Raw genomic sequence first — 26,134 nt, 5'->3', positions numbered from 1 at the left:
GATCTCATTTCCAAGCCCTCCCTGATATGATAGAATAAGAACAAACATTCGCTTTAAGAGGAGGTGTCCGGATGACGATCCGATTCATCCATTCGGCTGACCTGCACTTGGGGAGTCCGTTCAAAGGTTTTACCGGTTTGCCGGGCAAGATGGCAGAAACTGTCCGTGAAAGCACGTTTACGGCGTTCCGCAATCTGATCGACCATGCCGCCAGGACGCGGCCGGATTTTCTGCTGATTGCAGGAGACATATACGACGGCGAGGACCGGAGCCTGCGGGCGCAGGAGCGATTCCGCCAAGGCATGGAAACGCTCCGCGGGGCGGGCATTCCCGTCTTTGTCAGCCACGGGAACCATGACCATCTGGCGGGTTCCTGGGTCCGGTTTTCCCTGCCGGACAATGTCCGTGTGTTCGGACCGGACGTGGAAACGGCTGAATTGATCATTCGCGGGACCGCCGTGAAGATCCACGGCTTCAGCTACCCGGAACGTCATGTTACAGAACCGGTCATCCGGCATTATCCGCAGGCGGGCGGCGATGCCGTCGAAATCGGAATGCTTCACGGAAGCATCCGCGGGGACGAGGCGCACGATGTGTACGCGCCGTTCACGAAAGACGAGCTCCTCGATAAAGGCTATGACTACTGGGCGCTCGGCCATATCCATAAGCGCCATGTGCTCCACGGTCAGCCGCCGATTGTCTACCCGGGAAGCCTTCAGGGACTTCACCGGAAGGAAAGCGGCGTAAAGGGATTTTATGACGTGACGATCGGGCAGGAGAAAGCGTCACTTGATTTCATTCCCGCGGGCGCGCTCGTCTTCGGCGAAGCAGAAGTGGAGTGCGCCGGCATTCGCCATGCGGACGAGTGGCTGGACCGCTGTGTGGAACAGATCCGGGTATTCCGTGAAGCGAACGGTCCCGGGCTGGTCGACCTCCGGCTTACCGGGATCGACGAAGTGGCGGAAGGGATGTTCGGCGATGCTCCGGAATCCGAATGGCTGGAATTCATCCGGGAAGCGGCCATGCGCGATTGCCCGGATGTCGGTATCCACCGGATCACATGGGAGCGTGCTGCCGCTCCCGCGGTTCCCGGCGGGCTGTTCCGGGATGTGATGGATGAACTCGTCAACTGGGACGGGGACGGCTGGAAAAGCCGGCTGTCCGACCTGTACGGTCACCGCCAGGCGTACCGGTTCACCGGCCGGCTGGATGAGGAAAGCCTCAGGGAGATCAGGGAAGAAGCGGAGCGGCTGCTCACCGACGGACTGATGAAAGGGGGACGGGCGGAATGATGACCATCACGAAGCTCGTCATCTATGGGTTCGGCAAGCATGAGAACGTGACAATCAACCTTCAGTCGGGCATCAACGTGCTGTACGGGCCGAACGAAGCAGGAAAGACGACGATCCGGCAGTTTATCCTCCACACGCTTTTCGGTTTTCCGCAGCGGGGAAGTTCGCTTCTCCGGTACGAACCGAAGACAGGCGGCGCATACGGCGGACAGGTCCACGTGACCGACAGCGATTTCGGCCCCTGTGTGATCGAACGGATTGCCGGCCGCTCCGCCGGTGAAGTGACCGTCCGCTTTCAGGACGGCAGGGAAGAAGGTGAGGAAGCGCTCGGGCGGCTGCTCCGTGGATACGACCGGCAATCGTTCGAATCCATCTTCTCTTTCTCGCTCCTGCAGCTTCAGGAAATCGGCCGGATGAATGAAGAAGAACTCGGCCAGGCGCTGATCGCTTCCGGAACGACCGGTGCTGAGGATCTTGCAGGGTTCAAAGCGCAAATGGAAAAAGAGATGGATGGGCTGTTCAAAAAATCCGGCCGTGTTCCCCGGATGAATGTCTTATTAAATGAGCTGAAGGAAATCGAGGACAAGATCGGGGAGTATCGGAAAAAGTCGGATGATTATGCCCCCATGAAAAAGCGAGCGGCAGACCTCGCCCTTCGATTAAAGGAGATTGCAGAAGAGGAAGCGGCACTCACAGCCGATCAGGAACGGCTGTCGGTCCTCAGGCAGGCTGCTCCGCTTGAAATCGAGCGTCTGCAGGCGGAAAAAGAGTTGCGGGAAATCGGCGATGCGCCATTCCCGGCAGATGGGATCCGCCGGTATGAGGCGCTGAAGGACCGCAAGATGGCAGCAGATGCAGCGATCCGGAATCTTCAGGAGCGGATCGCCGCTGTTGGCAGAGAAATGCCGGAAGAGCCGGATGCGGAGCGGCTATCAAGCCTCCGGTCGGTTCTCGCGGAAGAAGCGGCCTGGCATGAAGCACGTTCCATGGAGTCAGGTGCGGAACAGTCGCTGCGGGAGTTTGCCGGCATGAGGGACGGCCACCTTGCGCGTCTCGGTCTGGATGACGGAGAGACAGTCGCACGGGCGGACGCCTCGATCCGGAAAGAGGAAGAACTTCACGGTCTGTCCCAAGAGCATGACCGTGCCTTAAGAAATCTTGAGCGGCTGGATGAGCGAATTGCCGAAAAGACAGCCGAGGCCGGCCGGCTTGCCGAACAACGGACCGGGCTTGAGGCATCCGGGCCGGATGACGAGGAGATTGAATGGGCGTCGAAATGGCCCTCGCTCAAAAAGCGCCTCGCGGCCGCGGAAGCCAAGCAAATCGCTGGGCAAACCGATAGCCGGCTGCCGATCCTGATTCTCTTAGGTCTCGCCATACTGATCATTGCCATGGCCATCTTTTCGGAAAACTGGCTGTTTGCTGCTGCCGGAGTGGTAGCGGGTGTCGCTTCCGTGTACTTCCTCTTAAAGGGAGGAGGCGGTGATGACGGACTGACGGAGGACGAGCGTCGGCTTCTCAGCCATTATGGCGGAAGGGAAGAGGAACTGGACCGCAGGGCAGAACGGGTCGGACGGCACTTTGCTGAATTGGACCGGCTTATCGAAGCCGAAGAACGGATCCGGAGCGAGGTGGCGGAACTCCGCAGTTTAAGGAAAAACGCTGCCGCGGCCCTTGACCATACCGAAAACCGTTTAGGAGCATTTCTCGAAGCCTACGGCATTACCGGCAGGCTGCCTGCCGCCATCGTGCCGGAACTTTTTCGGCTGGTCCGGGAACTTCAGGAAACAATGCGCCGTTTCCGTGCCGAAGAAGAAAAGCGGGACCGGGCAATCCGGACATCCGGTTCCATCAGGAGCCGCGCGCATCAGCTGATCGGGCATCCGGTCCCGGATCCGCTTCTGTTTTCCGCTCTTAAAGAAGCGGAGAGGGACCTTGTGCGGGCTGCCGAGACGAGGGTGCGGCTGCTTGAGGAACAGAAGAGGCTGATAGAGGAGCGGGCCGAGGCGAAAAGCCTCACTGCAGCTTTCGAGACCGAAATCGGGACGCTGTTTGATGCAGCTGCAGCTGCCGATGAGCAATCGTTTTATGAAGCCTCCGGGAAAGCCGAGAGAAAAGCGGAACTCCGGGAGACGCTCAGACGCATCGGCGAGCAGTTCAAGCAGGTCGGCGCTCCCGGTGAGACAGATATTCCGGACATCGAGAAAATTGGTCTTCGGATGGAGAGGAACCGAGTATCCCTGCAGTCACTCTCGGATGACCGGAGCCGTCTGCTCAAAGAGCAGGCTGAATTGGAAGCTCGAATGAGTCATCTTGTGACGGACACCGCATATGATGCCCTGTTGCAGGAATTCGAAGACAAGAAGGCAATGTTCCGCGAGCTCGCCGTAGAATGGGCTGCCCGGAAAGCCGCCGTCTCTGCGATTGAGGGTGCCACGGGAAAACTCAAGGAACAGAAACTTCCGGACGTCATCGGGCGGGCTTCCGATTGGTTCAGAAATCTCACCGGCGGTGCCCACGCGGCACTTGTGCTGACTCACGGCGGACGGATCGAGGCCGAAGGGGAGAACGGTCTGCGGTTTGATTTGCATGAGCTGAGCCAGGCGACAAAGGAGCAGGCCTATATCTCCATGAGGCTGTCACTTGCCGCTTCTCTGCTGGATTCAGCCCCGTTCCCGATCATCATGGACGATCCGTTCGTCCACTTCGACCGGATGCGGCTCGGCAATATGATAAACTTATTGGAAGAATTGAAGATTCATCACCAGTTCCTGTATTTCACCTGCCACAAGGAGATGGCGGGCGCCTTCAGCGAGGCCGCCGTCATCCGCGTGGCCGAAGCCGGGAGCGAAAGGGGAGTGCTCAAATGAAAGGAATCGGAACCGAAACCAAAGGAATCGGAACCTATAAAACAGGCGAGCGTGTCGATCTGTTCATGCTCATCAAGCAGGCGACCAAGGGTATCACGACGACGGGAAGCCCATTTATGACGCTTATCCTGCAAGACAAAACGGGGGATATCGAAGCAAAGCTGTGGGATGCGAAAGAGGAGCACGAGAAGATGTTCCAGCCGGCATCGATTGTGCGAGTCGGCGGCGATGTCCATGAATACCGGGGCAGAAACCAGCTCCGCATCAAAAGCATCCGTCCTGCCAAGCCGGATGAGCCGATCCAGATTTCCGACCTTGTGCCGAGCGCCGAGAAGTCAAAAGAGGAACTTTATGAAGAACTGTCTCCCTATATCTTCGAGATTACTAACCCGAACATCCAGCGCATCACCAGGCATTTGCTGAAGCAGCATCGGGAGGCGTTCCTCGTCTACCCTGCGGCAACGAAAAATCACCACGACTACGTATCAGGCCTGCTCGACCATGTCGTCTCGATGCTGCGCCTCGGCAAGGCGATCGCCGAACTGTATCCTACCCTGAACAAGGACCTTCTGTATGCGGGGATCATCCTCCATGATGTCGGCAAGGTCGTGGAACTGTCCGGCCCGGTCGGCACCGTTTATACGCCAACGGGCAATCTCCTTGGACATATCACGATCATGGTCAACGAAATCGCCATGGCCGCAAAAGAGCTCGGCATCGAAGGAGAGGAAGTCGTACTCCTGCAGCATATGGTGTTGAGCCACCATGGCAAGGAAGAATGGGGCAGCCCGAAGCGCCCGATGCTGAAAGAAGCTGAAATCCTCCATTACATCGACAATATCGACGCCAAGATGAACATGCTTAACCGGGCACTGTCGAAGGCAGAGCCAGGTGAATTCACGGAGCGGCTGTTCCCGCTGGATAACCGCCAGTTCTACAAGCCGACGTTCGAATGAGCATGGCCTTATATCAAAAGAGCCCGACTCGATGAGTCGGGCTCTTTTAGATGACGCTACATGTTTTTGCTTTGCTGAAGCAGTTTTGAAACACCTGTCCGTTCCCATTCCTCCACTGTCTCATACGCTTCTTCAGGGGAATACCCTTTGCCTACAAGAACCCCCATGAGGATGAACTCCTGGAGGATATGCGTTGAGTTGATCCCTCTTCTGACGTCGTTCAGCCCTTCATTCACTAAATACTCCGTGTGCCTGACCCATTCATCGGGAGTTTTTCCGTCTATCGTGACGCTAGTTCCTGCGCTGGGAGACTTACTGTTTTCTGCAGCCATCGCGTCTGCTTTTGTAGGATGTACCGTGTTGAACGGGTGGTGGGGTGGAGCATAAATGGAATAGAGTTTTAGCGGAATCGTGCCGGTGTTGGTCAGATTATGCCAGGTGCCGGCTGGAACCATGATTGCTGAGTCTTCACGGACATGTCGTACATCGTCTAACCGGTCTTTCCTTTTGCCCATCTGGACCATTCCCTGACCTTGTTCAATCCGTAAAAACTGATCATCGTCGGGATGGATCTCCAAGCCGATGTCCTCGCCAGGATTCAGGGACATTAAGGTGACCTGCAAATGAGGACCGGTCCATAATGCAGTCCGGTAATTTTGGTTAAGCCTGGCTGCCCGGTTGATATTGATGGTAAACGGGTCGGGTCCGTAATCTCTCAGTATTTGTGCGGACATCCCCTGATTTACCGGGTCATGTGCTGGCGGGTAGGCATAAGGAGTTCCTGCGGTGTAGGACCAATAGTACGGGGTCCCGGCATAATAACCCGGAAAAGGGGGAGGATGATATCCGTAATGCTGACTGTACACATATTCCAATCCCTTCAAACAGACTTGGGACCATCATATGCCAAGGAATCTAAATCGTTCTTGAATGCAAAAAGCCGAACAGAATGTCCGGCTCTGGGTAAAGTCAATTTTGCTGCTGTTCGGCCATCAATTGGGTCCGCAACTGCTGAAACACTTCTTTTGAGGCGGGTGCGGCGGGTTTGTAGTACCCTTTCTGGAGGGCATAGCTGTAGAGTGTCCGCTGACGCGACTCATCCTGGTTCCTCAACTGGATCAATGTCTGCCTGAGTTCTGAGTTGTTCGTCTGTGCAATGATGTTGGCATAGCCGGCCAGGCTTGCATTTAAGCCAGCGAGATAGTCATTAACCATTTCTTTATCCTGGAACATGCACATCCTCCTTAATTCAAATAGGACAAGAGCTCCTGTTGCGCTTGCTTGGGGGCCTGGGCGTCCCGTTCGAAAATGGTATTCAGCTCAGGATCTGAGCAGCGCTGAGCATAATCCTCCAATTTTTTGGAGACGTTGCCATGACCGCCGATCAGACTCCGCAGATGTTCGACCTCGAGTTCAGTTAGATCGTGGTTCATATCGCACCTTCTTTTCAATAAATATCCCCAATCCTATGGGAATCCATCCTGCATGCTGCGCCAATGCATCCACACCAAATATGCCCCGGCGCTATTTGTCCGGGGCAGAGGATGTTTATCAGAGAGGGCGCATCATCCGTACACTGTTCAGGATGTGTCCGCCAAAGTCTTCTTCGAATTCAGCGACAGTGCTAAAGCCCCGCGCTTCATAGAACCGTCTTGCGTTCCCGTTGTCCCGCTCCACTGTGATGTACAGGCGCTCGGTTTCCGTCAGGTCGGCCATACCGCTTTCAAGCAGGGCGGTCCCAATTTTTTGTCCCTGGCAGGCGGGAAGAAGGTAGATTGCCGAGAGCTCGGCGTCACCTGGTTCCGGCAAGAGGAAGAAGTTGGCGAAGCCGACAACGGCACCGTTTTGTTCGGCTACATAGAGAGTGGATTGCTCCAGCCGTCTCTGCAAGGAAGCCGGGCTATAAGCCGCTTCCAGGAAACGCCCCCGGATTTCCTGTGGAATGATGCCTTCATACGTGTCATGCCAGCTTTCAATGGCAACCTGTCGGACCGCAGTGATGTCTTGTTGCTCCATTTTGCGGATCATGGCCATCCCTCCCCGGATGAATTTCAACCATTATAACAAAAATGAACCGGCATCCGTATTGGTTGCCGGTTCTTTATCCATTATTTTTTCTCTTCGGAATCTGCTGCCGGACCGTAGAACTGGTCAAGCGCATCTTTCAGATCTTCATCTTTAATTTTGATGTCAGCATCTTTGAGCATCTTGGACAGCTTGTCCATCAGTGCGTTCGGATCGGCCTTTTTCTGGATCAGCTCGTCCTTGATTTCGGCGCGGCGCTCGTCGGTGATGTCTTCTTTCTTCTCGGCATCTTCCGCTTTGCGTGTATCGGTCACCTGAATAATGTGGTAGCCGAAGTCGGACTTGACCGGGTCGCTGATCTCATCGACTTTAAGGCTATAAGCTGCATCTGTGAAATCGGCGACCATTTTGTCAGGACCGAACCAGCCGAGATCGCCGCCGGATTCCTGAGCAGCCGGCTCTGTAGAGTATTCCTTCGCCAGCTCGGCAAAGTCTCCGCCCTCATCCAGCTTGGCCTTGACTTCTTTTGCTGTTTCTTCATCGTCGACGAGGATGTGGCGGGCATTCAGCTCAGTGCCCATGCGGTCGATGTACTGGTCGACTTCTTCATCGGTCACTTCAACGCCGTCTGTCAGCGCCTTTTCCTGAAGCAGATTGAGCTTGATCATGTCTTTGTAGCTTTCTTCCGTGTACCCTTGCTGGGCCAGGAAGGAGTCAAAGCCGTCGCCGGCCTGTTCTTTCATATCGTTAAATTGCTTGTCGATTTCTTTCTGGTCAACATCGTATTTATCGTCGAGTACCTTTTCAATGACCATCAGCTGGAGCGCTTGCTCGCCGACAGTTGTCTTCATTTCCTCATACAGATCCTGCTGTGTGATGTCGCCCACTTTGGACGTAACGAGCACGTCTTCTCCTGCGTTGTTGCTGCAGGCGGAGAGGGCAAGCACCGATGCGGCGAAAGTGGCCGCGATTACAGATTTCTTCATTTTAAACTCCCCTTCTGGTTGTGTAAACAAAAGTAAATATATCATAAAAACGCTCCGTCTACAAAAAGGTTCCCGGCAAATGCCCACAGACCCCTTCCTCCCGCGCATACGATACGGGAGAGAAGGGAGGTGATCACATGAGCGGAGGTTTCAACTACGGCGGCGGCTTCGCCTTGATCGTCGTCCTTTTCATCCTGCTGATCATCGTCGGGGCAGCGTACGTCTACTGATGAGTGAGGGCCGGCCGGCATGATCCCCCTTCGGCCGCGCCGCCTGTATAACAGCAGCGAAGGGAAAGGACCGGTATGGCCGGCAGATTGTCCGGTGTACTAAAGGAGATGCCGGCACAAAATACCGTCCTACCGTCGAATGAAAAACGTCCATCCCCCGGAAAGCCGGGCGGATGGACGTTTATTATTTATATTAGGAGATAGCAGTCATAATCTCGACAAAAAACGAGATGATTAAAATGGTAATGAGGATGTTAACCGTCTGATAAATTTTCGGTTGCTTTTCCTCGGGGATTTCCCTGACTTCACAGAGGGCATAGGTCATCTTGTTGATCTGGAACAGATAGAAGATCGAAAACAGCACAGTGACAAGAATGATCATTCCATTTCCCCCTTTCTACATGACTATTGACTTAGCATAACAGAAGAAGAGCGAAAATAAAACTGCTCATTCTGGCAATGGAACCAAAATTTCGTAACCATCGTCATTTTCCTCGATGTAGGATGATTTAGGCGAACGGGAGAGGTTCTTGACATAGACAAAGTCGATCAGGCAGATGCCGCAGTGAAAAGCGAGCAGCGCCGTGAAATAATGCGAGAATACCGGGAACAGGATTCCACCAGTAACAAACAGCGGATTAAGGATAAAAAACGGTGCTACGAGCGAGACGGCAAACCGCTTTTTCGGGATCGGTTCGCAAATGCGCAGCAGGAAGAGCGGGAAAAACGCCCAGTCCCGGTTGACGACAAGCGTGATCCGTTTGCGGTATTTCCACAGGACCGCAAAGTGCAGCGCTTTGTGTACAGGATAAAGCAGGACCACCGCGACTAGAAACAGTGCGAAAAACGCATCTGTTTTTCCGCTTTCCCTTGTCAGTTCAAACCCGATATATGAAACAATGAAGACGGCAATCATCAGGATGGAAGAAAGCAGGAACAAACGGCTGAGTCCGTAGTGCTTCTTCACATTGATGGTCTTCCAGCATCGCATCAGCTGCATCTCCTTTAGTGGCTTCCCAAGATGGATGATACATACCGTACTGCGATTCGCGACAAAAATCAACCGTTTTAAACGAAAAAATACGAGATTAGGAAACTCCGTCTTTTTCCTCTGCGGAAAGCTCTTCTGCATCATCCGGGGAGCCGGCGCTTTCGCTCAAAGCTGCATCGTTAGCTTCTCTCCCGTACAGCTGTTCCATGTTCCTGAATCCCTGTTCGAAAATATCCATGAAGTCGTTGCCATAGATGTTGCGGATCACCGCCATCAGTTCGATAAATTCAGGGAAGCGGCCGTAAAGTTCCCGTACGGGAAGAGAGCCTTCCAAAACAGTGTGTTCTGTGTCAAAGTAGTGATTGTTGATCTCGAGCAAGAGCCCATGGCCCTGCCCGGTCACTTCAACATATGTACTGCGCTTGTCATCTTCGCGCTTGGAGAAAGACAGATATCCGCGTTCCTCCAATTTTTTAGAGAAGTTGAACGCTGTTGAAACATGCATGACGCCGAACTTCGCAACTTCGGAGATTGTCGCGCCTTTAAGATGCGCCGCAATCCAGAGAATGTGGTGTTCGTTGATGTTCAGGCCGAATGGCTTGATCCACTGTTGCCAGTCTTTTTCTACGGCTTTCCACAGTGCCTTTGAAAGCTGTGCCATCCGCTGGCTATACAACATGGCTTCAGGCATCGTATAGGATTGTTCCGCCAAGTTCCCACCTTCTTTCTCAATCTTCGGATAGTTTATAAATAGTATATCAGTAAAATAGATAGGAAAGAAGGGGTTCTGTAACAATCGTCACATTTTAAGAGCAAAAGAGGAAATCCCGGGGAGTTTCACGGTGGGCAAGGTAAGGAGAGAATCACAATAGAGAAGGACTCCGGCCGGATTTACCGGTTTTTGGAGTCCTTTTGACCCGGAGGAACCGCCGGGTGAATGCAGTTTTTTGGGGAGACGGCCAAATGGCGGATTCGTCTCCGCTCGCCGGAATATTATTATCGGCAGAGCCTCATTTCTTGATTGAGCTGACCGCCTGTTCCAGCTCGGCAATGGAGGTCTGGATCTGCTGGACACGCTTCTGGATTCTTTCGCGGTTTAGTTCCGTGTCGCGATTCCAGATATCAACCGATGTTTTCAGCTCGTCCGCGACTTCCGGGAAGCGTTCTTTCGCTTCATTGACCAGATGTTTGACCGAAGCCTTCAGGTCATTTGTTTTTGCCTTCACATCTTCGATTTTCGGTTTCAGATTGTCGGACGAGTTCTTGACCGAATAGCGCAGCTCTTTGCCGGACTGAGGCGCACTCAGCAGGACTGCTGCTGCGCTCCCGGCGGCACCGGCTAGGAGTCCGAGGAAAAATGATGATGCCTTCATGAGAGCACTCTCCCTTCTCTATATCATTCAATATTCCTTTCCGCATCTTTATTAAAACATGCGAAGAGTGGAGGGCACAACAAACGAACACCCCGGCCGCATCCCGGCCGGGGTGTTTGTTCCGATCAGTGGGACACAGCAGGCGTGTAGTTCGAGCGTTGCGCGAGCCGGAGAACGATCGGATAGATGATAAAGAAGGCGATGGCATTCATGGCAATTGCCGGCAGGACAACCGTCAGGAACAGCGCCAGAAACGGGAAATCCCCGCCGAGCAGGAAGATCGCGACGGACAGGAAGATCGAACCCGACATAACGGTTCCGAGAGCGGCCAGAACTGTTGCCGCGGCCAGCTTATCGGCGAACTTTCCGAGAAGAAGCACGACGCCGAAGAAGACAATCCCGGTCACCGTCTTGTCGATGACGTTCGGGATGAATCCGCCGGGGAATGTCGTGAACAGGCCGGACAGAATGCCGGTCGATACCGACATGACGAGCACGCTCCTGATATCGCGGAACAGCAGGATGCCGATGAACATCATCGTCAGCATGAAGTCGGGCTTCATGCCCCCGTTGATCCCCGGAATCACCAGATACAGCGCCGTCCCGATCCCGATCAGTAAAGCCATCAAAACCAGATTTTTCGTTTTCATTGCTCATCTCTCCTCAGCTAAGCTAAATTTGCTACCCCCGGCGTGCCCTTATGGCCGACAGCGGGTTGCGTAGTCCGATTGTACCGCTTTTGGCTGGGATTTTCAATCCATCAGTTTTTGATCTGCGCACCAATTGCCGTAGCGATTTCCTGCAGTTTTTCTTTCGGGAACTCGTCTTCTTTCGTTTCCCAATGCAGCCCGAACCCGTCCGTCTGGCGGTCGTAGCGCGGGATGAAGTGGAGATGGAAATGGTAGACGCTCTGGCTGGCAGCCGCTCCGGTGTTGTTCAGGAGGTTCATGCCGGCCGGCTCGAACTCGGCTTTGAGTGCGCGTGCGATTTTCGGCGCCGCCGAGAACAGCTGTGCCGCTTCGTCTTCGCTGAACTCATAGATGTTTTCGCGGTGCACTTTCGGAATCAGCAGGACATGGCCCTTCGTAGTCGGCATGATGTCCATAAAGGCGAGGACATGCTCGTCCTCATATACTTTGGCTGCCGGAATTTCCCCTTCCACCATCTTGCAGAAAATGCATTCGGTCATCGGTCAACATCTCCTTTTTTCATATCATGACAACAGTTTAACATATATTATTCTGAAAACAGAGGACAGGCGCGGAAGGAAAACCCGTCCGGGATTTGATAAAATGGAGGCAAGAATGGGGTGGAAGCATGAACGTATTGGAAGTGGAAAAGATTACCGGCGGTTACACGCGTAAGCCGGTTCTTCATGATCTGTCATTTGAAGTGGGCCCCGGCGAACTGGTCGGGCTGATCGGCCTGAACGGAGCCGGGAAAAGTACGACGATCAAGCACATTATCGGTCTCATGGAGCCTTCGGAAGGCGAGATCCGGATCGGCGGGACGGCTTTCCGGGATGATCCCGAGAAATACAGGAGCTCATTTTCCTATATCCCTGAGACGCCGGTGCTTTATGACGAGCTGACGCTCCGCGAGCACTTGGAGCTGACAGCGATGGCTTACGGCATTCCGAAAGATGTGTTCGAGGCAAGGTCCGCGGCGCTCCTGCGCGAATTCCGGATGGAAAAGCGGCTCCGCTGGTTCCCGTCGCATTTCTCGAAGGGGATGCGGCAAAAGGTGATGATCATGTGCGCGTTCCTCGTGAACCCGTCGCTCTACATCATCGACGAGCCGTTTGTCGGGCTCGACCCGCTCGGCATCCGCTCTTTGCTTGAGCAGATGAGCGAGAAAAAGGCGGACGGGGCGTCCGTCCTCATGTCGACGCATATTCTCGCGACCGCCGAGAAGTACTGTGACCGGATCCTGCTGCTGCATGATGGCCGCCTGCGTGCAGCGGGAACGATGGCCGAGCTGCGTGAGCAGTTTGGCATGCCGGGCGCGACGCTCGACGACTTGTATATCGAGATGGCAGGGGAGCCGGATGATGGGCAGCCTGCGTGACGTGTGGCGCAGTCGCTTCACCCATTACACGGAGGAGCTGCAGCGCTACACGAAGTTCATCTTTACCGGTCACCTTGCCATCGTCCTGGTATTCCTGATCGGAGCGGGGGGGTATGCATACAGCGGCTGGCTCAAGAATGTGTCCGAAGACTTTCCGGCTGCTCCGCTGGCAGGAATCATCCTGGCCGCGCTTCTCGCCTACGCGCCGCCTGCCACCCTGCTGAAAGAAGCGGATGCCGTCTTTTTCCTGCCGATGGAAGAAAAGCTTGGCGGCTATATGCAGAGCGCCCTTAAGTGGACGTCCGTCACGGGGATTCTGCTGCCGGTCCTTGCGTTTGTCGTCTCTGTTCCTTTACTGAATGCGGTTTACGGACTTAAAGGGATTGGGCTGCTCGCGCTTGTGTTCGGCATTGCGGCACTCCATGTCTGGAACGTTCGAACCGAATTCGCCCACCGCTGGGCTGAGCAGGGCGAAGGGGCGTGGGGTGACCGCGCCATCCGCTTTGTCCTGACGGCGATCCCGCTTGTTGCCGCCATGTACGGCAAATGGTGGCTCGGTGCGGCACTGCTGATCCCGATCGTAGTGTACGGTGTACTGAAACAGCGGACGAGCGAAGGCAAGCCATTCCCGTTCCTCCACTTTATCGAGCTGGAGCGCGGGCGGATGAGCCGGTTCTACCGGTTCGCCAACCAGTTCACGGACGTTCCGCATCTGCGCGGAGCAGTCCACAGGAGGGCGTGGCTCGACTGGGCGTACGGAAGCGCAACGTTTGAATCCAAAGCCGCCCCGCGCTACCTCGCGATGCGGACCTTTATCCGTTCGGATGACCTGTTCCTGCTGTGGGTTCGCCTGACCGCCATCTCAATGATCGGCGCGTTCTTCATTCCGATGCCGGCGGTCGCCGCCATCTTCAGCGGTACACTCGCCTTCGCGACGGCTTATCAGCTGTGGGACGCACTTGCCAGCCAGCATGAATTCCGGATGGACCGGCTGTATCCGGTGACGGAGACGGTGCGTGCATCGGCAGTACGCCGGACGGTCCGCAGTGTACAGGTTGTGCAGGCTTTGCTTGTACTGATTGCGGCGTGGTTCCAGTACGGGATGGGGACGGGATTGCTGTTGCTCGCGTTCGCCGTTTTGGTTGTGTCGGAAGTCACGCTCCGGATGTCGGGGAAGAAAGAATAGAAGTGAAAAGGCTTCGCGTCCATAGTGGATGCGGAGCCTTTTGATGGTAAATTGGGGTGATTGCTTCGGAAGCGGGGGCGAGTGCTTCGTGAGAGCTCGTGAGTGCATCGAAACGGTAGGCGGGTGCATCGAATGGAGATGCACCCGCCTATCAGCAATTCCGCTCAGTTCCGCAGCTTGTCCATGTTTGCAAATCCGATGTCCGTGTCGACGTGACCCGTGATCATCGTCCGTTCTTCGTCTTTCCCGCTGAGCCAGGCCCCGAAGTCCAATTCGATCGGATCCGTGTCTCCTCCGAGTGCGAACCAGGCGGTGAGCGTCTCCGGGAAGTAGGCGGAAGTGTGGATGGTGCCTGCCCAGCTTCTGTAATTGTCGGCGAAGACGCCTTTGTCGGTATCATTCAGGAGACGCCAAGCCTGCCGTGCATCCGTCAGGGCTTCGGGCCGCTCTTTCATGGCGTCCATCCGCTCGATGGAATCTTTCAGATAGCGGCGGTTTTCTTCGGTCTGGTGCTCGAAGTGGTTGGTGCAGTAAGCGGAATCGCGGACAATGACGCCTCGCGGTCCCGCTTCGACAAGGGCGCGGTTGCCGGTTTTGTCGAGCAGGTTGTAGCTGAACGAGCCCCGGTGGGGGAGGTCCTGGAGAAAACGGACGGCTTCTTCCGCGTCCGCACAGGTTTCCAGGATCAGGCGGCCGACCATCCAGCAGACGAATCCGTCGCCGGGCCGCTTCCGGTTCGTGAAGTTGTAGCCCATCGAGAGGCCCTTCTCGTTCAGGCCGTCCATCCGGCCGGTGATCCGCTGGGCGGGGCCGATGATGGCGTAGCCCCCGTCATCAGGCTGGAAGACGGTATAAAGCCCTTCGTATGTGTTCGGATGGAAGTCGTAGTTCCGTACGATGAAGTCGCTCCCTGTCAGCACCGAACATCCCGCGCGGACAACTTCCGTCCGGTAACCGCCGAAGTCGCGGAGAACTTCTTCCATCGGCAGGCCGAGTGCGTCCCGCATGCCGTTCAGTTCATTCCATAATTGCGGTGCATACCTGTCAAAGATGGCTTGTGCTTCCTGGACATCAATCCGAAAACGGGGCTTCATCGTCCGCCACTTGGTCCTGCGGTTATGGAGCGTGAGGGAATCGCGAAGCCGCTCGCCCAGGAGAAAGCCGAAATCATAATGCGACCCCCGGAACTGGACCACGTCGGTGTAAATCTCTCTCATCTGATTCTCATCCTTTACAACAGTCGTCTTTGTTCATCTTGGAACAGCATCCGGCAAGGGTCAAGAATTGAACCCGATAAAAAACCGGACCTTATTAGGAAAAGGTCCGGATGGTGCGGTCTTTATTCAGCCTGGTAGTCGGTTGCGGCGGTACCGAGGATTTTTGCTGCCAGGAGCATCGCCCGCTCATCAAAGTCGAAGCGCGGGTGGTGGTGAGGATACGGCTCTTCCGGAGCGGCGCCGGTGAAGAAGAATGTGCCGGGCACGTTCTCGAGATAGTAGGCGAAGTCCTCGCCGCCCATCTGCGGCGCGCCTTCCACAGCTTCCACGCCTTGGAGCCCTTCGACCGTCTTCACGAGGAAGTCGGTTTCGGCCGCATGGTTGACCACTGCCGGGTAACCGCGGAAGTATTTGCAGTCGATTTCGCTGTCCGTCGAGATGGCGGTTCCTTCGACGACACGGGCAATCTCGGTCTCCATGAGGTCACGGATTTCCGGGTGGAACGTACGGACTGTACCTTTGAGCTCAGCGGAGTCGGCGATTACGTTGAAGGCGTTTTCGGCTACGAACGAACCGACCGAAAGCACGGCCGATTCAATCGGATCTACGCGGCGGGAAACGAGCTGCTGGAGGTTCTGCACCAGCTGGGAGCCGATGACGACAGCGTCTTTTGTCTGGTGCGGGTTCGCGCCGTGTCCGCCGCGGCCCTGTACTTTGATCTCGAACCGGTCGGCCGCCGCCATGATCGGGCCGGTGCGGTACTCCACCGTACCGTATGGTGTCTGCGACCAGAGGTGCGTGCCGAAGATGGCATCGACGCCGTCCAGGCAGCCGTCTTCAATCATTGAAATGGCGCCGCCCGGGGCAAATTCCTCCGCGTGCTGGTGAATCATGACATACTCGCCGGCCAGTTCATCGCGCAGTTCGTGGAGCGCTTTGGCAAGTGTCAGGAGCGTGGCTGTATGGCCGTCATGTCCGCATGCGTGCATGACGCCGTCAACGGTCGACTTGTACTCGACATCTTTCTGGTCTTGGATCGGCAGGGCATCGAAGTCGGCGCGGAGTGCGACCGTCTTGCCCGGCTTGGCACCCTTGATGCGTGCGACGACGCCGTTGCCGCCGACATTCGCGCGGAACTCTACGCCGAGTTCCTTATAGAAATCCTGAATATATTGTGCGGTCTTGTATTCTTTGAATGAAAGCTCCGGATGCATATGCAGGTAGCGGCGGATCTTGATCATGTCCTCATTGGAAGCTTCCAGCTTGGAGAAGAGCTGTTCCTGCAAGTTCTCGGTGCTTACTGTCTGTTCGGTCATTGGAATCCCTCCGGAAAGCGAAATAATTAGAATGTTAGTTAATTATAGACCTCATCCGGAAGAAGAGCAATAGCACGTGACCAGACAAAAAGTGTCACAACCAAGGGGACGCTCGAAAACAGGAGCGCTTCGGGGGGTGCGAACGAAAAATGCCTCACCCCGGGGTTCGCGTGCGAAAAACTCCACGCCCCGGGGTTCGGGTACGAATGGGAGAAGTTTACGTACGAAAAATGCCTCACCCCCCGGAAGCTCGCGTACTTAAAACCTTCACACCCGCCCACATCCTCCTCCAACAAAAAACGGCGCCGGGGCGCCGTTCTGTCAGCCGGCTCAGAGGTTTTCGTCTTCCGGCTTTTCCGTTTCATATTCAGTGATGTAGGAGGCCGCGCTGAAAATGTTCTGCACCTTCTCCGCAGGCGGCGTCTGTTCTTTTCGTTCATGCGCGCCCTTGAATGCCTGCGAGCCTTTCCACAGTTCGTAGTGGTCCTTCGACTCCCATGCGGTCACGACGCGGTAGGTGTCGTCCTTGACCGGACGGAGAAGACGGAATGTGAGAAAGCCCGGCTGGCCGTCAACCATGTTTGCGCGGTTCTGGAAGCGGTGTTCGAAGATCGGACGTCCCTCGTCGGTCACAGGAATGTTGTTCACAATGTAATAGCCGTGTTTGGCGAGCGGTCCGCTGGCGCCGATCACTTCATAGTGCTTCGGGGTTTGGAAGACGGTCTTGCCTTCCGTTTCGTGCAGAAGAAGCGAGTTCCCCGCACCATGGAGGAGCACCATGTTTTCCCCGCTGTGTTTTTCTTTGATTTTCTCCATGAATTCCGGTGTTCCGGATGTTGTGTAAAAGTTCATTTGACTAACCTCCCGTATCTGCCTGTTCTTGCCTTAATTTTCCCATAGGCGGGCCGCTTAAAACAAGTGTGACCAATCCTTGACAAGATGTATGTCCAAACCATGTCGGGAAAGGTTAAATTCTATGACATTTGTGCGTCCAATCTATACAATAAATAATGGACAGCCTATAGTTAAAACGGAATGATTACGAATGAAAGTAGGAATCATCACATGACCAAGTTTAACGACACGCTGCTTCGCGCAGCTCGCGGGGAGAAAACGGAACACACGCCGGTATGGTATATGCGCCAGGCCGGACGTTCCCAGCCGGAATACCGGAAGCTGAAGGAAAAGTATTCGCTGGAGGAAATCACTCACCAGCCGGAGCTTTGCGCCTATGTGACGAAGCTTCCGGTCGACCAGTACAACGTCGATGGGGCGATCCTCTACAAAGACATCGTCACGCCGCTTGTAGGCATCGGGGTGGATGTGAAGATCAAGTCCGGCGTCGGCCCGGTGATCTCCAACCCGATCCGTTCGCGCGCGGACATCGACCGTCTCGGCGAGTTCCATGCGGAAGAACAGGTGCCGTATGTGCTTGAGACCATCAAAATCCTGACACAGGAACAGCTTAATGTGCCGCTGATCGGCTTTGCGGGCGCGCCGTTCACGCTTGCCAGCTACATGATCGAAGGCGGCCCGTCGCGGAGCTACAACTTGACCAAATCGTTCATGGTGTCGGAGCCGGAAGCCTGGCAGGCGCTCATGGACAAGCTCGGGGACATGACCATCGCTTATCTGAAGGCGCAAATCGCGGCAGGCGCGAAAATCGTTCAGATCTTTGACTCGTGGGTCGGAGCACTGCACGTCGCGGACTACCGGACATTCATCAAGCCGACGATGACGCGCATCGTCTCCGAAGTGAAAAAGACCGGCGTGTCGGTGATCACATTCGGTGTCGGGGCAAGCCACCTCGTCAACGAGTGGCATGACCTTCCTGTTGACGTCGTCGGACTCGACTGGCGCATGCAGATCCGTGAAGCGGAAGAACGCGGCGTGACAAAGCCGGTCCAGGGCAACCTGGATCCGACGCTTCTCATCGCGGACTGGAATGTTATTGAAGAACGTGCAAAGGACATCATCGAGCAGGGTGTCGAACACGGTGCGCACATCTTCAACCTCGGCCACGGCGTTTTCCCGGACGTCAAGCCGGCAACGCTGAAAAAGCTGACAGAGCTCGTTCACACGCATTCGGCACAGCTGAGGAAGTAATCCCAACTCCTTAATCGGAAGGTGAGATAAATGGCGAAAAAGACGATGGGCCTGCTCGTCATGGCCTACGGAACCCCATATAAAGAAGAAGACATCGAGCCGTACTACACGCATATCCGCCGGGGTCGCCCGCCGGAGCCGGAGCAGCTGCAGGATCTGAAGGACCGCTACGAGGCGATCGGCGGAATCTCCCCGCTCGCCAAGACGACCGACGAACAGGCGGAAGCGCTCGGCAAGCGGCTCAATGAAGTGCAGGACGACATCGAGTTTAAAGTGTATGTCGGCCTGAAGCATATCCATCCGTTCATCGAAGACACTGTGGAGAAAATGCATAAGGACGGCATCACCGAAGCGGTCACAATCGTCCTCGCGCCGCATTACTCGACGTTCTCCGTCGAGTCGTACAACAAGCGTGCAAAAGAGAAGGCGGCGGAACTCGGCAACATGGAGATCCGCTCGGTCAAGGACTTCTACCGCCAGCCGAAGTTCATCCAGTACTGGGAAGAGAAGATCCGTGAAGCGTACGGTTCGATGACGGACGACGAGCGCGAAAACGCGTGCCTCGTCGTCTCCGCTCACTCGCTTCCTGAGAAAATCAAGGAGCACGGCGACCCGTATCCGGACCAGCTGGACGAAACGGCCAAGCTCGTCGCGGAAGCGGCAGACGTGAAAACCTACGCGGTCGGCTGGCAGTCCGAGGGCAACACGCCGGACCCGTGGCTCGGCCCGGACGTCCAGGACCTGACCCGCGACCTTCATAAGGAACACGGCTACAAGGCATTCGTCTACACGCCGCTCGGATTCGTTGCGGAGCACCTTGAAGTGCTTTATGACAACGACTACGAGTGCAAAGTCGTCTGCGATGAAGTCGGCGCTTCCTACTACCGTCCGGAAATGCCGAAAACGCACCCGCTGTTCGTGGATGCGATGGCAGATGCCGTGATGGACGTACTGAAATAAGAAATGAATGGATCGGGAACGGCTATGTGCCGTTCCCGATTTTGTTTTGGGAGGGCCGAGTGGTTCGAAAACAGGCCCGAGTGCTCTGTGTGCGACTTTGAGTGCGTCGAAAAAATGTTTGGGTGCGTCCGTTTCCCCCTTCAACGCTTTCTTAAGCGAGGAAGCATAGGAAAAATACCTTCTGAGGTTCCCGGATTGGTAGCGTTGGGATAATGTCTGTTTCTCCAGTATGATAGTCTTAGCAACTTCGATCCGGATCCGATCCGGATCGAATGGAGGAGGAGATTGTTGATGATTACGGATGTAGATCTGAAACATTTGCGGCGCTGTGTGGAATTGGCGGAAACAGCGCTGAAAAAAGGGGATGAGCCATTTGGTTCGGTCCTTGTCTCCGCAGACGGGGAAGTGCTTGCCGAAGATCATAACCACGTGGCAGGGGGTGACCATACCCAACACCCGGAATTCGCGCTGGCGCGCTGGGCGGCGCAAAACCTGACACCTGAAGAAAGAAGCGGGGCGACCGTCTACACATCCGGCGAACACTGCCCGATGTGTGCTGCGGCCCACGGCTGGGTCGGGTTGGGCCGCATCGTCTATGCTTCTTCTTCGCAGCAGCTGGCCGAATGGCTCGGTGAACTGGGCGTTGCCCCGTCACGCGTCCGGAACCTTTCCATTCAGGAAGTGATCCGGGATACTCAGGTGGACGGCCCGGTTCCTGAACTCGCGGAGCAGGTACGGGAGCTTCATCGTGAGTTCCACAGTAGTTCGGGAAGATGAGAAGGAGTATTTAGCTCTCATGATCATGGGTACTGCGGTTTCGTCATTCGCGGTCGCGGTCTCATCATTCAAGGCTTCCTTTTCGTCATTCGCCCGGCCGGATTCATCGAATGACGAAACAATCGAAACGAATGACGAAATTATTTGGTCGAATGACGAAACCTGAACGCTGAATGCGGAAACCGGCACAAATCGAGGATTACATTCCAACCGACTGATTAAGCGATTCTGTATGATCCGATACAAGTAAAGTGTTGCTTACTGTCCATCCTACAAAAAGAAATCTGAAAAACAAGAAACGCCGTTCCGGACCCAACCGGAACGGCGTTTTCCATTTCAGAATCCGAGAATTTTCCTTAAAGTGGGGGCGTGGGTCTGGCTGACCGGGATTTCCGATCCGTCCGAGGTCGTGATGAGGAGTCCTGAGGTGAAGTCGTCTTTGCGGATGCGGCTGATGAAATCTGTGTTGATCAGATAGGAGCGGTGCACCCGGAGGAAGGAGCCCGGCAGTTCCGCCTCTAGCTGTTTCAATGTCCGGGTGGAGGCGAATTCTTCCCCGTCCGCGTAGAACCAGGTTTTCTTTTCGGCGCTTTCGATGTGGGTGATGCGGCTGACGGAGACCGGCACCCAGTCTTCGTCATTGCGGCCGGTCAGGTAGCGGATGGGGGCGGCCTTTTTCCGTTCTTCGGGAAGAAGGACGATGACGGCGCCGGGAAGCGTGCCGATCTCGACCGGGTAGCCGATTCCATAATAGGAAGTGTTCTGATCAGGGAAGGACAGCCGGTCTTCCGCTCGCCGGCCTGTCTTCATCACTTGATGGGCGATATCCCCGGGGATGACGGGATGGCCGGCGGCGAGCGGAATGTCCAGGCCCCGCTGGTCGAGGTGAATGTACCGCCCGTCTGCCGCCACAGCAAATGCCGCCTTTTCCGGAATCCACTCAAAAACAAACTGCGCCAACTGTTCTAACACACCGTTTTTCATCTAATCTCCTCCATTCATCGGCGAACCGCCCATGTTGATCAAAGAATTTCCCCTTTTAGTCCGAAAACCCAGACAAAAAAGACGATTCTGTTATATAGTAATTTACAACAACAACAGCTGTTATGAAACAGTCAGAAAGAACTATTTTATAACAGCGTTAATAAACCCTCTGAAAGGTGTGTTTCGGATGACGACAAAACAAGCGGAAATCGAACAGATTGAAATGGGATGGCAGGATGAGCGCTGGAACGGAATCACAAGGCCTTACACGGCGGAAGATGTGTACCGCCTCCGCGGCTCCGTCCAGATTGAACATACACTTGCAAAGCGCGGAGCGGCCCGGCTCTGGAAGTCCCTCCATGAAGAACCGTTCATCAACGCACTGGGCGCCCTCACCGGGAACCAGGCGATGCAGCAGGTCAAGGCAGGGCTGCAGGCCATCTACTTGAGCGGCTGGCAGGTCGCGGCGGATGCCAACATCTCCGGTCATATGTACCCGGACCAGAGCCTGTACCCGGCCAACAGCGTGCCGCATGTCGTGAAGCGCATCAACCAGGCGCTCCAGCGCGCTGACCAGATCGACCGCGCGGAAGGCCGTGAAGGGTTTGACTGGTTCGCGCCGATCGTCGCAGATGCGGAAGCCGGATTCGGCGGGCCGCTGAACGTCTTCGAACTGATGAAGGGCATGATCGAGGCCGGCGCGGCAGGCGTCCACTTCGAGGACCAGCTTGCATCCGAGAAGAAATGCGGCCACCTTGGCGGCAAGGTTCTCCTTCCGACACAGAACGCGATCAAGAATCTGATCTCCGCACGTCTCGCAGCAGACGTCATGGGCGTACCGACCGTTATCATCGCCCGAACCGACGCGGATGCGGCGGACCTGATCACAAGCGACATCGACCCGGCGGACCATGAATTCATCACCGGGGAGCGCACGCCGGAAGGCTTCTACCGCACACGTGCCGGAATCGACCAGGCGATCGCACGCGGTCTAGCGTACGCCCCGTATGCCGATCTGATCTGGTGCGAGACATCGAAACCGTCGCTTGAGGAAGCGAAAAAGTTCGCCGATGCGATTCACGAGAAGTTCCCGGGCAAGATGCTCGCGTACAACTGCTCACCTTCATTCAACTGGGAAGCGAACCTCGACAAGGAAACGATTGCCGAGTACCAGAGGGAAATCGCGAAGATGGGCTACAAGTTCCAGTTCGTCACGCTCGCCGGCTTCCACTCGCTGAACCACAGCATGTTCGAACTGGCAAATGCCTACAGGGACGAAGGCATGGCGGCCTACTCCCGCCTCCAGCAGGCCGAGTTTGCCTCCGAAGAAAAAGGCTACACGGCGACACGCCACCAGCGCGAAGTCGGCACCGGCTACTTTGACGAAGTCGCGCAAGTCATCTCAGGCGGCCAGTCGTCAACGACCGCGATGGCCGGGTCCACGGAAACCGCGCAGTTCGCATAAGGAAAGGAGCGGGTGCACATGACGACGAACGAAACGGCAAGGGAGCGGCAGGTCAATGTCACGGGCGGCAGGACGCCGTCATCGGACACAATCCTGACCGAAGACGCCCTCCGATTCATCGGCGAGCTGCATGAGCGGTTCAACGACCGGCGGCTTGAGCTGCTGGAAAAGCGGATGGAACGGCAGGCGAGGTTTGACGCGGGGGAGCAGCCGGACTTTCTTCCGGAAACGGAACAGATCAGGGAGGGCGATTGGGAAGTCGCCCCGATCCCTGAAGACCTGAAGGACCGCCGGGTGGAAATCACCGGGCCGGTCGACCGGAAGATGGTCATAAACGCGCTCAATTCCGGAGCGAAAACATTCATGGTGTGCTTCGAGGACGCGACTTCTCCGACATGGGAGAACATGATCGAAGGCCAGAAGAATATGCATGATGCCGTGCGGCGGACGATTTCCTACACCCGTCCGTCCGACGGCAAGGAATATCGGTTGGACGAAGAGACGGCGGTCCTGATTGTCCGCCCGCGCGGCTGGCATCTGGAAGAGCGCCACGTGACGGTCGGCGGGGAGCCGGTGTCCGGCAGCCTGTTCGACTTCGGGCTGTTCTTCTACCACAACGCCAAAGAACAGGTCGCCCGCGGGACGGGGCCGTATTTCTACCTGCCGAAGGTGGAAAGTCATCTGGAGGCGCGCCTCTGGAATGACGTCTTCACCTATGCGCAGGAGCGGCTCGGCATCCCGCACGGAACGATCCGGGCGACCGTCCTGATCGAGACGATCCTCGCCGCGTTCGAGATGGATGAAATCCTCTATGAACTGCGCGATCACGCGGCAGGTCTCAACTGCGGCCGCTGGGACTACATCTTCAGCTTCCTGAAGCGGTTCCGGAACCAGGATGATGTACTCTTGCCGGACCGCGGCCAGGTCACAATGACGGCACCGTTCATGAGGGCCTATACGCAACTGTGCATCAAGACGTGCCATAAGCGCGGCGCGATGGCGATCGGCGGCATGGCTGCCCAGATTCCAGTCAAAGGGGACGAAGAGGCCAATGCCGACGCCTTCAGGAAGGTCGCCGAAGATAAGCGGCGCGAGGCGACCGACGGCCATGATGGCACGTGGGTCGCGCATCCTGGACTGGTTCCGGTCGCGATGAAGGAATTCGATGCCGTCATCGGCGACGGGCAAAACCAGGTGGAACGGAAACGGGAAGACGTCCAGGTGACCGGCCAGGATCTTCTGAAGGTGCCGGACGGGACAATCACGGAAGGCGGCATCCGGACGAACATCAACGTCGGCATCCGCTACATCGCCGCCTGGCTGTGCGGCAGCGGAGCGGTCCCAATCAATAATCTGATGGAAGACGCCGCCACGGCAGAGATTTCCCGCTCGCAGATCTGGCAATGGATCCGCCACCCGGAGGCCCGCCTGGACGACGGCAGGGAAATCACGGAAAGCCTGTTCCGGCAGTTGCTTCAGGAAGAACTGTGGAAAATCCGCAAATCGGAAGGCGCCGAACGGTTCGCCGAGGGCCGTTTCCAGGAAGCCGCCGACCTGTTCAAGGAACTCACGGAAAACGATGAATTTGAAGAATTCCTGACCGTGCCGGGCTACAGCCGGCTGGCATAACCCCAAACCCATAAGGAGGAGATCAATATGATGAAAAACCAGCAGAAGATTGAAAAGTCCCGGAAGATCTGTGTCGAGTGCGGTTGCGAAATCGTCGAGAAAGTCGAGTCCCTCCACCATGAATGCGAACGCTGCGTCGGGAAATCGGAGCAGTAAGGGGAGTAACGGGGAGCCGTCATCGTGGATGACGGCTTCTTTTGGTTCCAACAAAAAGGTGAATACTGTCTGGGAACAGAAAACTATATTCAACACTCTAATGAAAGGAGGGCCTGTTATGGAGATTCTGCAAGCCTGGCAGCCCGTCACTTACTTGAAAGGAAGAAGTCGTGGGGACTTGGGATTTTTTGAAATCCTCACCCATTTTGATTATCTGAAACTCTCGTTCAGTGATTTGGCGGACACGAAAGTCGAAGTCATTTACGACCAGCTTGTTTCACCAGTCGAGTATTATGTTTGGTCTTATCGGTTCTCCACCGAATATGGCCGGTTTGATTTGCTCAGCAAGGATGAAGATTTGTCGACCGTGAAAGATAAAAGCTCGCTGTATTTCTATAAAGTCCTGAACTCGGAATACCTGAAATGGTTCGATCACAATCCACTGATTAACAGAAAGACGCACCCGAAACTGGAACATCATCTATATATGAACGGTGATCAGGTCTTTGAGGTCTTGTCCGAGTACGAGCCGAAATTCATTAAAGTATAACAACCTCAAGGGGAACTGCCCATGATCAGTCATGGGGCTTCCGCTTGAGGTTGTTTTTATGTTTATTGTTCCTTCACAACCGTCCCTGAAATCCGGTCGTGGGGGAATAGCGCTCCGCCCTGCGACTCGAAGGCTTCACGGTCTTTCAGGTACTGGAATGTGCTGATGGTGTCCCGGTAGGCCATGCGTTTCACAATCTGGCCGGGGGTCGGTTCGGTGCCGTCCGCGTTTTCGATGGCCAGTCCCATTGTCTTGTAGCCGATGGTCCGTCCGCTGTTGCGCAACTGTGCATATTCCAGCGCCCACATGACGGCGGTCGGGGTTACGAGCGCGTGGAAAGCCTCGCTTTTGATTTTCTTTCGCAACAGGTACTCGACGCCTGCGGTTGCGGCGGTTGATACGGCCAGATCGATCAAATAAGCCTTGAATCGTTTCTTGGTGATCGTTTTCACTGTGATTCCTCCAACTCGGGTCTTGTATGTATGGAATACGTAATAACAGAATGATTGGTTTCACCCATTGCAACGGATATAGGGGATAAACTGAATCTCTCAATTCTGTTTTATCGAAAGTTTATACTGTCTCGTCTCCAAATAACCTGTTTCATCGGAATTTAGCAGGACAAGCTGTACTGATACAAAAGAAAACTGTCTGTACTATAAAAGAATTTTCATCATTGTTTTGAAACAGAAGGAAAGCGCCCCGGACAGAAGGTCCGGGGCGCTGTTAAGGTCGATTGGCTTTTATTATTCGCAGTTGCACTTATCGCACTTATTGCTGTAGCACTCGTGCTGCTCCTCGATCTTTTCACCGCATTCAGTGCACATTTTCGGAGGCAGGTTCTTGAAGAACTCGACGACATTTTCAATCATTCCGCATTCTCCTCTCGAGGTGGTTTCATAACCATCTACTGTTATTGTACACAGTGTATTATAACAGTGTTGAGGGTGTCAATGGTTTTCACCTAATTTTACAAATATTTTTTCAGATTGCTTCCG

At 55.3% G+C, this 26,134-nt stretch carries 31 protein-coding genes; 14 read left to right on the top strand and 17 right to left on the bottom strand.

What is annotated here, in order from left to right; translation table 11 throughout:
* Window positions 1-71: 71 nt before the first annotated feature.
* Genes KHA84_RS12755 through yhaM form a run of 3 tightly spaced genes read left to right on the top strand, consistent with a single transcriptional unit; the run spans window position 72 to window position 5,118 of the window.
* Complete coding sequence (locus tag KHA84_RS12755) at window positions 72-1,292, top strand: metallophosphoesterase family protein (RefSeq protein WP_213423900.1); 1,221 nt, start codon at window positions 72-74, stop codon at window positions 1,290-1,292.
* Window positions 1,289-4,162: an ATP-binding protein gene (locus tag KHA84_RS12750; RefSeq protein WP_213423899.1), complete on the top strand. Its 2,874-nt coding sequence runs from the start codon at window positions 1,289-1,291 to the stop codon at window positions 4,160-4,162. Before KHA84_RS12755 ends, KHA84_RS12750 begins: the two co-directional genes overlap by 4 nt.
* On the top strand, window positions 4,159-5,118 hold the full coding sequence (gene yhaM / locus KHA84_RS12745; RefSeq protein ID WP_213423898.1) for a 3'-5' exoribonuclease YhaM: 960 nt from the start codon (window positions 4,159-4,161) through the stop codon (window positions 5,116-5,118). Before KHA84_RS12750 ends, yhaM begins: the two co-directional genes overlap by 4 nt.
* 56 nt (window positions 5,119-5,174) lie before the next feature.
* Here the strand turns inward: yhaM and KHA84_RS12740 are convergent, their stop codons facing one another.
* From KHA84_RS12740 to KHA84_RS12720, 5 genes are all read right to left on the bottom strand, one after another.
* Window positions 5,175-5,984, bottom strand: coding sequence for a cupin domain-containing protein (locus tag KHA84_RS12740; protein ID WP_336511153.1), 810 nt, complete (start codon window positions 5,982-5,984; stop codon window positions 5,175-5,177).
* Window positions 5,985-6,087: 103 nt separating this feature from the next.
* Window positions 6,088-6,351 carry a spore coat protein gene (locus tag KHA84_RS12735; protein WP_213423897.1) on the bottom strand — a complete coding sequence of 88 codons (264 nt, stop codon included), beginning with the start codon at window positions 6,349-6,351 and terminating at the stop codon, window positions 6,088-6,090.
* Window positions 6,352-6,362: 11 nt separating this feature from the next.
* Window positions 6,363-6,551 carry a hypothetical protein gene (locus KHA84_RS12730; protein WP_213423896.1) on the bottom strand — a complete coding sequence of 63 codons (189 nt, stop codon included), beginning with the start codon at window positions 6,549-6,551 and terminating at the stop codon, window positions 6,363-6,365.
* 118 nt (window positions 6,552-6,669) lie between these two features.
* Complete coding sequence (locus KHA84_RS12725; protein ID WP_236823276.1) at window positions 6,670-7,146, bottom strand: GNAT family N-acetyltransferase; 477 nt, start codon at window positions 7,144-7,146, stop codon at window positions 6,670-6,672.
* Between the two features lie 80 nt (window positions 7,147-7,226).
* Entirely contained in the window at window positions 7,227-8,129 is a 903-nt protein-coding gene (locus tag KHA84_RS12720) for a peptidylprolyl isomerase (protein WP_213423895.1), read from the bottom strand.
* Window positions 8,130-8,266: 137 nt separating this feature from the next.
* Here KHA84_RS12720 and KHA84_RS12715 point away from each other — a divergent pair, with 137 nt between their 5' ends.
* Window positions 8,267-8,359: a YjcZ family sporulation protein gene (locus KHA84_RS12715; protein ID WP_008300760.1), complete on the top strand. Its 93-nt coding sequence runs from the start codon at window positions 8,267-8,269 to the stop codon at window positions 8,357-8,359.
* A 193-nt stretch (window positions 8,360-8,552) separates the two neighbouring features.
* Here the strand turns inward: KHA84_RS12715 and KHA84_RS12710 are convergent, their stop codons facing one another.
* The 6 genes from KHA84_RS12710 to KHA84_RS12685 form a co-directional block, all read right to left on the bottom strand.
* Entirely contained in the window at window positions 8,553-8,741 is a 189-nt protein-coding gene (locus tag KHA84_RS12710; protein WP_008300758.1) for a hypothetical protein, read from the bottom strand.
* A 66-nt stretch (window positions 8,742-8,807) separates the two neighbouring features.
* Window positions 8,808-9,350: a DUF3267 domain-containing protein gene (locus KHA84_RS12705; protein ID WP_213423894.1), complete on the bottom strand. Its 543-nt coding sequence runs from the start codon at window positions 9,348-9,350 to the stop codon at window positions 8,808-8,810.
* Window positions 9,351-9,447: 97 nt separating this feature from the next.
* Window positions 9,448-10,062 carry an HTH-type transcriptional regulator Hpr gene (locus tag KHA84_RS12700; protein ID WP_272875304.1) on the bottom strand — a complete coding sequence of 205 codons (615 nt, stop codon included), beginning with the start codon at window positions 10,060-10,062 and terminating at the stop codon, window positions 9,448-9,450.
* A gap of 298 nt (window positions 10,063-10,360) precedes the next feature.
* Window positions 10,361-10,723 (bottom strand): YtxH domain-containing protein, encoded by a 363-nt coding sequence (locus tag KHA84_RS12695; protein WP_213423893.1) that lies wholly within the window; start codon window positions 10,721-10,723, stop codon window positions 10,361-10,363.
* Window positions 10,724-10,848: 125 nt separating this feature from the next.
* Complete coding sequence (locus KHA84_RS12690) at window positions 10,849-11,373, bottom strand: tryptophan transporter (RefSeq protein ID WP_213423892.1); 525 nt, start codon at window positions 11,371-11,373, stop codon at window positions 10,849-10,851.
* A gap of 110 nt (window positions 11,374-11,483) precedes the next feature.
* Window positions 11,484-11,912, bottom strand: a complete 429-nt coding sequence (locus tag KHA84_RS12685) for an HIT family protein (RefSeq protein ID WP_213423891.1) — start codon at window positions 11,910-11,912, stop codon at window positions 11,484-11,486.
* 128 nt (window positions 11,913-12,040) lie between these two features.
* Here KHA84_RS12685 and KHA84_RS12680 point away from each other — a divergent pair, with 128 nt between their 5' ends.
* Together KHA84_RS12680 and KHA84_RS12675 are read left to right on the top strand one after the other, a co-directional pair.
* A complete protein-coding gene (locus KHA84_RS12680; protein WP_213423890.1) occupies window positions 12,041-12,790 on the top strand; it encodes an ABC transporter ATP-binding protein in 750 nt (249 codons plus the stop codon).
* Window positions 12,774-13,976, top strand: a complete 1,203-nt coding sequence (locus tag KHA84_RS12675) for an ABC transporter permease (RefSeq protein WP_213423889.1) — start codon at window positions 12,774-12,776, stop codon at window positions 13,974-13,976. The genes KHA84_RS12680 and KHA84_RS12675 overlap by 17 nt, the downstream gene beginning before the upstream one ends.
* 164 nt (window positions 13,977-14,140) lie before the next feature.
* Here the strand turns inward: KHA84_RS12675 and KHA84_RS12670 are convergent, their stop codons facing one another.
* The 3 genes from KHA84_RS12670 to KHA84_RS12660 form a co-directional block, all read right to left on the bottom strand.
* Window positions 14,141-15,193, bottom strand: coding sequence for a C45 family autoproteolytic acyltransferase/hydrolase (locus KHA84_RS12670; RefSeq protein WP_213423888.1), 1,053 nt, complete (start codon window positions 15,191-15,193; stop codon window positions 14,141-14,143).
* Window positions 15,194-15,315: 122 nt separating this feature from the next.
* The gene (locus tag KHA84_RS12665; RefSeq protein ID WP_213423887.1) at window positions 15,316-16,509 is read right to left on the bottom strand and encodes a M20 metallopeptidase family protein; all 1,194 of its coding nucleotides are present in this window, start codon (window positions 16,507-16,509) and stop codon (window positions 15,316-15,318) included.
* 330 nt (window positions 16,510-16,839) lie between these two features.
* Entirely contained in the window at window positions 16,840-17,361 is a 522-nt protein-coding gene (locus KHA84_RS12660) for an antibiotic biosynthesis monooxygenase family protein (RefSeq protein WP_213423886.1), read from the bottom strand.
* A gap of 213 nt (window positions 17,362-17,574) precedes the next feature.
* Between KHA84_RS12660 and hemE the strand changes: the two genes are divergently transcribed.
* The 4 genes from hemE to KHA84_RS12640 all read left to right on the top strand — a co-directional run bounded on the left by hemE (window position 17,575) and on the right by KHA84_RS12640 (window position 20,518).
* Window positions 17,575-18,615: a uroporphyrinogen decarboxylase gene (hemE, locus tag KHA84_RS12655; RefSeq protein WP_213423885.1), complete on the top strand. Its 1,041-nt coding sequence runs from the start codon at window positions 17,575-17,577 to the stop codon at window positions 18,613-18,615.
* Between the two features lie 30 nt (window positions 18,616-18,645).
* Complete coding sequence (hemH, locus tag KHA84_RS12650) at window positions 18,646-19,575, top strand: ferrochelatase (protein ID WP_213423884.1); 930 nt, start codon at window positions 18,646-18,648, stop codon at window positions 19,573-19,575.
* A 291-nt stretch (window positions 19,576-19,866) separates the two neighbouring features.
* Complete coding sequence (locus KHA84_RS12645; RefSeq protein ID WP_213423883.1) at window positions 19,867-20,352, top strand: nucleoside deaminase; 486 nt, start codon at window positions 19,867-19,869, stop codon at window positions 20,350-20,352.
* 19 nt (window positions 20,353-20,371) lie between these two features.
* Window positions 20,372-20,518, top strand: a complete 147-nt coding sequence (locus tag KHA84_RS12640; protein WP_213423882.1) for a hypothetical protein — start codon at window positions 20,372-20,374, stop codon at window positions 20,516-20,518.
* A 170-nt stretch (window positions 20,519-20,688) separates the two neighbouring features.
* Here KHA84_RS12640 and KHA84_RS12635 read toward each other — a convergent pair whose 3' ends face one another.
* Window positions 20,689-21,336 carry a LytR/AlgR family response regulator transcription factor gene (locus KHA84_RS12635; protein WP_213423881.1) on the bottom strand — a complete coding sequence of 216 codons (648 nt, stop codon included), beginning with the start codon at window positions 21,334-21,336 and terminating at the stop codon, window positions 20,689-20,691.
* A gap of 187 nt (window positions 21,337-21,523) precedes the next feature.
* On the opposite strand from KHA84_RS12635, the gene aceA reads away from it, so the two are divergent.
* From aceA to KHA84_RS12615, 4 genes are all read left to right on the top strand, one after another.
* Window positions 21,524-22,801 (top strand): isocitrate lyase, encoded by a 1,278-nt coding sequence (aceA, locus tag KHA84_RS12630; protein WP_213423880.1) that lies wholly within the window; start codon window positions 21,524-21,526, stop codon window positions 22,799-22,801.
* Between the two features lie 18 nt (window positions 22,802-22,819).
* Window positions 22,820-24,430 carry a malate synthase A gene (gene aceB / locus KHA84_RS12625; RefSeq protein WP_213423879.1) on the top strand — a complete coding sequence of 537 codons (1,611 nt, stop codon included), beginning with the start codon at window positions 22,820-22,822 and terminating at the stop codon, window positions 24,428-24,430.
* A gap of 27 nt (window positions 24,431-24,457) precedes the next feature.
* A complete protein-coding gene (locus KHA84_RS12620) occupies window positions 24,458-24,586 on the top strand; it encodes a hypothetical protein (protein ID WP_008300729.1) in 129 nt (42 codons plus the stop codon).
* Between the two features lie 118 nt (window positions 24,587-24,704).
* Window positions 24,705-25,136, top strand: coding sequence for a hypothetical protein (locus KHA84_RS12615; RefSeq protein WP_213423878.1), 432 nt, complete (start codon window positions 24,705-24,707; stop codon window positions 25,134-25,136).
* A 62-nt stretch (window positions 25,137-25,198) separates the two neighbouring features.
* Here KHA84_RS12615 and KHA84_RS12610 read toward each other — a convergent pair whose 3' ends face one another.
* On the bottom strand, window positions 25,199-25,588 hold the full coding sequence (locus tag KHA84_RS12610; protein ID WP_213423877.1) for an RDD family protein: 390 nt from the start codon (window positions 25,586-25,588) through the stop codon (window positions 25,199-25,201).
* 294 nt (window positions 25,589-25,882) lie between these two features.
* Window positions 25,883-26,008 (bottom strand): protein YhfH, encoded by a 126-nt coding sequence (gene yhfH, locus KHA84_RS12605; protein ID WP_092097540.1) that lies wholly within the window; start codon window positions 26,006-26,008, stop codon window positions 25,883-25,885.
* Window positions 26,009-26,134 lie beyond the last annotated feature (126 nt).

The sequence above is a fragment of the Bhargavaea massiliensis genome, from assembly GCF_018390575.1.
Lineage (GTDB): Bacteria > Bacillota > Bacilli > Bacillales_A > Planococcaceae > Bhargavaea > Bhargavaea massiliensis.
Note: the sequence above shows the minus strand (reverse complement) of the source record. Positions and strands in the feature narration are given on the sequence as shown.

Coding starts and splice junctions, on each gene's coding strand:
- KHA84_RS12755 (WP_213423900.1), top strand. CDS start 72: ATGACGATCCGATTCATCCATTCGGCTGACCTGCACTTGGGGAGTCCG.
- KHA84_RS12750 (WP_213423899.1), top strand. CDS start 1,289: ATGATGACCATCACGAAGCTCGTCATCTATGGGTTCGGCAAGCATGAG.
- yhaM (WP_213423898.1), top strand. CDS start 4,159: ATGAAAGGAATCGGAACCGAAACCAAAGGAATCGGAACCTATAAAACA.
- KHA84_RS12735 (WP_213423897.1), bottom strand. CDS start 6,351: ATGTTCCAGGATAAAGAAATGGTTAATGACTATCTCGCTGGCTTAAAT.
- KHA84_RS12730 (WP_213423896.1), bottom strand. CDS start 6,551: ATGAACCACGATCTAACTGAACTCGAGGTCGAACATCTGCGGAGTCTG.
- KHA84_RS12725 (WP_236823276.1), bottom strand. CDS start 7,146: ATGATCCGCAAAATGGAGCAACAAGACATCACTGCGGTCCGACAGGTT.
- KHA84_RS12720 (WP_213423895.1), bottom strand. CDS start 8,129: ATGAAGAAATCTGTAATCGCGGCCACTTTCGCCGCATCGGTGCTTGCC.
- KHA84_RS12715 (WP_008300760.1), top strand. CDS start 8,267: ATGAGCGGAGGTTTCAACTACGGCGGCGGCTTCGCCTTGATCGTCGTC.
- KHA84_RS12710 (WP_008300758.1), bottom strand. CDS start 8,741: ATGATCATTCTTGTCACTGTGCTGTTTTCGATCTTCTATCTGTTCCAG.
- KHA84_RS12705 (WP_213423894.1), bottom strand. CDS start 9,350: ATGCGATGCTGGAAGACCATCAATGTGAAGAAGCACTACGGACTCAGC.
- KHA84_RS12695 (WP_213423893.1), bottom strand. CDS start 10,723: ATGAAGGCATCATCATTTTTCCTCGGACTCCTAGCCGGTGCCGCCGGG.
- KHA84_RS12690 (WP_213423892.1), bottom strand. CDS start 11,373: ATGAAAACGAAAAATCTGGTTTTGATGGCTTTACTGATCGGGATCGGG.
- KHA84_RS12685 (WP_213423891.1), bottom strand. CDS start 11,912: ATGACCGAATGCATTTTCTGCAAGATGGTGGAAGGGGAAATTCCGGCA.
- KHA84_RS12680 (WP_213423890.1), top strand. CDS start 12,041: ATGAACGTATTGGAAGTGGAAAAGATTACCGGCGGTTACACGCGTAAG.
- KHA84_RS12675 (WP_213423889.1), top strand. CDS start 12,774: ATGGGCAGCCTGCGTGACGTGTGGCGCAGTCGCTTCACCCATTACACG.
- KHA84_RS12670 (WP_213423888.1), bottom strand. CDS start 15,193: ATGAGAGAGATTTACACCGACGTGGTCCAGTTCCGGGGGTCGCATTAT.
- KHA84_RS12665 (WP_213423887.1), bottom strand. CDS start 16,509: ATGACCGAACAGACAGTAAGCACCGAGAACTTGCAGGAACAGCTCTTC.
- KHA84_RS12660 (WP_213423886.1), bottom strand. CDS start 17,361: ATGAACTTTTACACAACATCCGGAACACCGGAATTCATGGAGAAAATC.
- hemE (WP_213423885.1), top strand. CDS start 17,575: ATGACCAAGTTTAACGACACGCTGCTTCGCGCAGCTCGCGGGGAGAAA.
- hemH (WP_213423884.1), top strand. CDS start 18,646: ATGGCGAAAAAGACGATGGGCCTGCTCGTCATGGCCTACGGAACCCCA.
- KHA84_RS12645 (WP_213423883.1), top strand. CDS start 19,867: ATGATTACGGATGTAGATCTGAAACATTTGCGGCGCTGTGTGGAATTG.
- KHA84_RS12640 (WP_213423882.1), top strand. CDS start 20,372: ATGATCATGGGTACTGCGGTTTCGTCATTCGCGGTCGCGGTCTCATCA.
- KHA84_RS12635 (WP_213423881.1), bottom strand. CDS start 21,336: ATGAAAAACGGTGTGTTAGAACAGTTGGCGCAGTTTGTTTTTGAGTGG.
- aceA (WP_213423880.1), top strand. CDS start 21,524: ATGACGACAAAACAAGCGGAAATCGAACAGATTGAAATGGGATGGCAG.
- aceB (WP_213423879.1), top strand. CDS start 22,820: ATGACGACGAACGAAACGGCAAGGGAGCGGCAGGTCAATGTCACGGGC.
- KHA84_RS12620 (WP_008300729.1), top strand. CDS start 24,458: ATGATGAAAAACCAGCAGAAGATTGAAAAGTCCCGGAAGATCTGTGTC.
- KHA84_RS12615 (WP_213423878.1), top strand. CDS start 24,705: ATGGAGATTCTGCAAGCCTGGCAGCCCGTCACTTACTTGAAAGGAAGA.
- yhfH (WP_092097540.1), bottom strand. CDS start 26,008: ATGATTGAAAATGTCGTCGAGTTCTTCAAGAACCTGCCTCCGAAAATG.